At 70.6% G+C, this 4,807-nt stretch carries 3 protein-coding genes; all 3 read left to right on the top strand.

All coding sequences use genetic code 11. The annotated features are described in order from the left end of the window. The first annotated feature begins 114 nt into the window (after positions 1-114). The 3 genes from ABDW21_RS13535 (at position 115) to ABDW21_RS13525 (ending at position 4,724) form a co-directional block, all read left to right on the top strand. Complete coding sequence (locus tag ABDW21_RS13535; protein WP_343599497.1) at positions 115-1,773, top strand: ABC transporter substrate-binding protein; 1,659 nt, start codon at positions 115-117, stop codon at positions 1,771-1,773. After that, positions 1,740-2,300, top strand: coding sequence for an adenine phosphoribosyltransferase (locus ABDW21_RS13530; protein ID WP_343599524.1), 561 nt, complete (start codon positions 1,740-1,742; stop codon positions 2,298-2,300). Before ABDW21_RS13535 ends, ABDW21_RS13530 begins: the two co-directional genes overlap by 34 nt. Positions 2,301-2,417: 117 nt before the next feature. Further along, complete coding sequence (locus ABDW21_RS13525; RefSeq protein WP_343599526.1) at positions 2,418-4,724, top strand: RelA/SpoT family protein; 2,307 nt, start codon at positions 2,418-2,420, stop codon at positions 4,722-4,724. Positions 4,725-4,807 lie beyond the last annotated feature (83 nt).

Here is a 4,807-nt window from a genome sequence, read left to right as displayed (position 1 = left end):
CGGCCCCGAGCAAACCGGCCCCGAGCAAACCGGCCCCGGGCGCACGGCCGGTGCGGCCCGCCGGCAGCAGCGGGCGCGCCCGCCCCACCGGCAAGCGGAGCAAGCGGTAACCCGATGGCTGCCCGGCGCCGGCGCGTCGCCGCGAGCTGGCTTGCCGCCGCCCTCGCGGCGGCCGGTCTGCCGGCCGGATGTTCCACCGGGGCCGCGGCGCAGGTCGACTACGTGGTCGACGGCCCACTGGTCACCTACAACGCCAGCACGGTCACCGGTGCCGCGTCGGCGGGCGCGCAGGCCTTCGCCCGCACGCTGACCGGGTTCGGCTACCACGGACCCGACGGCCAGGTCATCGCCGACCACGACTTCGGCACCGTCGCGGTGGTCGGCGGCGCCCCGCTGGTGCTCGACTACCAGATCGCCGACGACGCCGTCTACTCTGACGGCACGCCGATCACCTGCGACGACCTGGTGCTGACCTGGGCGGCGCATTCGGGCCGATTCCCCGGCTTCGACGCCGCCAGCAAGGCCGGCTACATCGACGTCGCCGACATCGAATGCGAGCCCGGGCAGAAGAAGGCGCGGGTGTCGTTCGCACCCGACCGCAACGTTGTCGACTACAACCAGCTGTTCACGGCGACCTCGATGATGCCGTCGCACGTGATCGCCGAGGAGCTGGGCCGCAAAGACGCCGACGTCACCGCCGCCCTGCTGGCCGACAACGCCCCGGTCGTCGACCGCATCGCTCAGGTGTGGAACACCACCTGGAACCTCAAGCCCGGCCTGGACCCCAAGCACTTCCCGTCGTCGGGGCCCTACCGGATCGAGTCGGTGCTCGTCGACGGCGGTGTGGTGCTGGTGGCCAACGACCGCTGGTGGGGCGCCGCGCCGATGACAAAACGCATCCGGGTGCGGCCGCAGAAAGCCGACATCGCCGATCAGGTCACCAGCCGAAGCCTCGACGTCGTCGATGTCGCGGCCGGATCGTCGGGGTCGCTGCCGGTTCTGGACGGCTACCAGCGCACCGATTACCCGTCGGACGGCATCGAGCAGCTCATCTTCGCGCCGCACGGTCCGCTGTCGGAGACCAAGGCACGCCGCGCGGTCGCGCTGTGCACGCCGCGCGACGTGATCGCCCGGGACGCCGGGGTCCCGATCGCCAACACGCGACTGCAGACCGTCGCCACCCAAGACGCCATCGGTCAGGCCGAAGGCGGGGCCGAGGCCGGGGAGTTCAGCCGATCCGATCCCGACGGCGCGCGCGGCGTCCTCGGCGGGGCGCCGCTGACGGTGCGGATCGGCTACCATGCGCCCAATGCGCGGCTGGCCGCCGCGGTCGGGGCGATCGCCAAGGCCTGCGCGCCCGGCGGGATCGTCGTCTCCGACGTCGCCTCGGACACCACCGGCCCGCAGAGTCTCACGGACGGCACCATCGACGTGCTGGTGGCCAGCATCGGCGGCGCCACCGGCAGCGGGTCGGCCGGGTCGTCGGCGATGGACGCCTACGCCCTCTACACCGGCAACGGCAACAACCTGTCCGGGTACGGCAACGGCCAGATCGACGGCGTCATCAGCGCGATGGCGGTGTCCGCCGACGTCGGCGAGCTCGTGCGGCTGCTGTCCGACAGTGCGCCGGTGCTGTGGGCCGACATGCCGACGCTGCCGCTGTATCGCCAGCAGCGGATGCTGATGGCGTCGAAGAAGATGTACGCCGTCAGCGGCAACCCGACCAGGTGGGGCGCCGGCTGGAACATGGACCGGTGGGTGCGGTCGCGGTGAGCGGCACGCCCGTCGGGGATCTGGTCGCGTCGCTGATCCGGGAGGTGGCCGACTTCCCGGCGGCCGGAGTCCAGTTCAAGGACCTCACCCCGTTGTTCGCCGACCGCGACGGGCTGGCGGCCGTCACCGACGCGCTGGCCGAGGCGGCGTCCGGGGCGGACCTGGTCGCCGGACTGGACGCCCGCGGGTTCCTGGTGGCCGCCGCCGTCGCCACCCGGCTGGGCACCGGCGTGCTGGCTGTCCGCAAGGGCGGCAAGCTGCCGCCGCCGGTGCTCGCCGAACCCTACCGGCTCGAGTACGGCTCCGCCACGTTGGAGATCCCCGCCGACGGCATCGAGCTGGCGGGCCGCCGCGTCGTCATCGTTGACGACGTGCTGGCCACCGGCGGCACGGTCGCCGCCGCGCACCGGCTGCTGGAGCGGGCCGGCGCGCGGGTGACGGCGGCCGCGGTGGTGCTCGAGCTCGCCAGGCTCGGCGGTCGTGGCCTGGTGGCGCCGCTGCCGGTGCACAGCGTGCGCCGGCTGTAGACACTCCCGGCCCGCAATCGGCCCGGCAAGAAGCCGGGCAGTCGGACGTCAAGCGGATATCCTCGGAAGGCGGAGGTGACGACGGTGGCGGACGAGCAGGGCACGGCGACCCAACCGATGCCGGTCACCGACGTGCCCGAGCCGAGCTCGGACGCGCTGAAGACGTCCAGCAGCGCGTCACGGCGGGTGCGGGCCCGGCTGGCCCGGCGGATGACAGCCCAGCGCAGCGCCCTCAACCCGGTGCTGGAGCCGCTGGTCGCGGTGCACCGCGAGATCTATCCCAAGGCCGACGTCGCGCTCCTGCAGCGGGCCTACGAGGTCGCCGAACAGCGCCATGCCAGCCAGCTGCGGCAGTCCGGGGATCCCTACATCACCCACCCGCTGGCCGTCGCCAACATCCTGGCCGAGCTGGGCATGGACTCCACAACCCTGGTGGCCGCGCTGCTGCACGACACCGTCGAGGACACCGGCTACACGCTGGAGCAGCTCTCCGAGGAGTTCGGCGACGAGGTGGGCCATCTCGTCGACGGGGTGACCAAGCTGGACCGTGTCGTACTGGGCAGCGCCGCCGAAGGGGAGACCATCCGCAAGATGATCACCGCGATGGCGCGTGACCCGCGGGTCCTGGTGATCAAGGTGGCCGACCGGCTGCACAACATGCGGACCATCCGCTTCCTGCCGCCGGAGAAGCAGGCCCACAAAGCCCGCGAGACACTGGAAGTGATTGCGCCGCTGGCACATCGGCTGGGGATGGCCACTGTCAAGTGGGAGCTGGAGGACCTGTCGTTCGCGATCCTGCACCCGAAGAAATACGAGGAGATCGTGCGGCTGGTGGCCGACCGTGCGCCCTCACGGGACACCTACCTGGGCAAGGTGCGCACCGAGATCGTCAACACCCTCGGCGCGTCGAAGATCAAGGCGACCGTCGAGGGTCGGCCGAAACATTACTGGTCGATCTACCAGAAGATGATCGTCAAGGGCCGCGACTTCGACGACATCCACGACCTGGTCGGCATCCGCATCCTGTGCGACGAGATCCGGGACTGCTATGCCGCTGTGGGCGTGGTGCATTCGCTGTGGCAGCCGATGGCGGGCCGGTTCAAGGACTACATCGCCCAGCCGCGCTACGGCGTGTACCAGTCGCTGCACACCACCGTCGTCGGCCCGGAGGGTAAGCCGCTGGAGGTGCAGATTCGCACCCGCGACATGCACCGCACCGCCGAATACGGTATCGCGGCGCACTGGCGTTACAAGGAAGCGAAGGGCCGCAACGGATTTCCGCATCCGCATGCCACCGCCGAAATCGACGACATGGCGTGGATGCGTCAACTGCTCGACTGGCAGCGGGAGGCGGCCGACCCGGGCGAGTTCCTCGAGTCGCTGCGTTACGACCTTGCGGTGCAAGAGATCTTCGTGTTCACGCCGAAGGGGGACGTGATCACGTTGCCGTCAGGGTCGACGCCGGTGGACTTCGCCTACGCGGTGCACACCGAGGTCGGGCACCGCTGCATCGGTGCCCGCGTCAACGGGCGGCTGGTGGCGCTGGAACGCAAGCTGGAAAACGGCGAGGTCGTCGAGATCTTCACCTCCAAGGCGCCCAACGCCGGGCCGTCGCGGGACTGGCAGCAGTTCGTGGGGTCGCCGCGCGCGAAGACCAAGATCCGGCAGTGGTTCGCCAAGGAGCGCCGCGAGGAGGCGCTGGAGGCCGGCAAAGAGGCGATGGCCCGCGAGGTGCGCCGCGGCGGACTTCCGTTGCAGCGCCTGGTCAACGGCGGCTCGATGTCGGCGGTGGCCACCGAGCTGCACTACGCCGACGTGTCGGCGCTCTACACCGCGATCGGCGAAGGGCACGTCTCGGCCAAACATGCCGTGCAGCGGTTGCTGGCCGAGCTGGGCGGTATCGACCAGGCCGAGGAGGAGCTCGCCGAGCGGTCCACGCCGGCCACCATGCCGCAGCGCCAGCGCAGCGACGACGTCGGGGTGTCGGTGCCCGGCGCGTCCGGCGTGCTGAGCAAGCTGGCCAAGTGCTGCACCCCGGTGCCGGGTGACGAGATCATGGGGTTCGTCACCCGCGGCGGCGGGGTCAGCGTGCACCGCACCGACTGCACCAACGCCGAGTCGCTGCGTCAGCAGGCCGAGCGGATCATCGACGTGCTCTGGTCGCCGTCGCCGTCGTCGGTGTTCCTGGTGGCCATCCAGGTCGAGGCGCTCGACCGGCACCGGCTGCTCTCCGACATCACCCGCGCGTTGGCCGACGAGAAGGTCAACATTTTGTCGGCGTCGGTGACCACCTCCAACGACCGGGTGGCGATCAGCCGGTTCACCTTCGAGATGGGCGACCCCAAGCATCTGGGGCATCTGCTCGACGTGGTCCGCAACGTCGAGGGTGTCTTCGACGTCTACCGGATCACGTCGGCGGCGTGAGGGCTGCTCGCCCAGTGGATGCGCTGTAGCAGCTCAGGCCGGAATCAGAACAGTCGCGATCAGCATCGCGCGGAGCATCATCG

It is taken from the genome of Mycobacterium sp. (assembly GCF_039583805.1).
In the GTDB taxonomy this organism is placed as follows: domain Bacteria; phylum Actinomycetota; class Actinomycetes; order Mycobacteriales; family Mycobacteriaceae; genus Mycobacterium.
The sequence above is the reverse complement of the archived record's forward strand: the minus strand, read 5'-3'. Positions and strand labels throughout refer to the sequence as shown.

Excerpts from the sequence above, each read along its gene's own strand:
- ABDW21_RS13535 (WP_343599497.1), top strand. The coding sequence starts at position 115 with ATGGCTGCCCGGCGCCGGCGCGTCGCCGCGAGCTGGCTTGCCGCCGCC.
- ABDW21_RS13525 (WP_343599526.1), top strand. The coding sequence starts at position 2,418 with ATGCCGGTCACCGACGTGCCCGAGCCGAGCTCGGACGCGCTGAAGACG.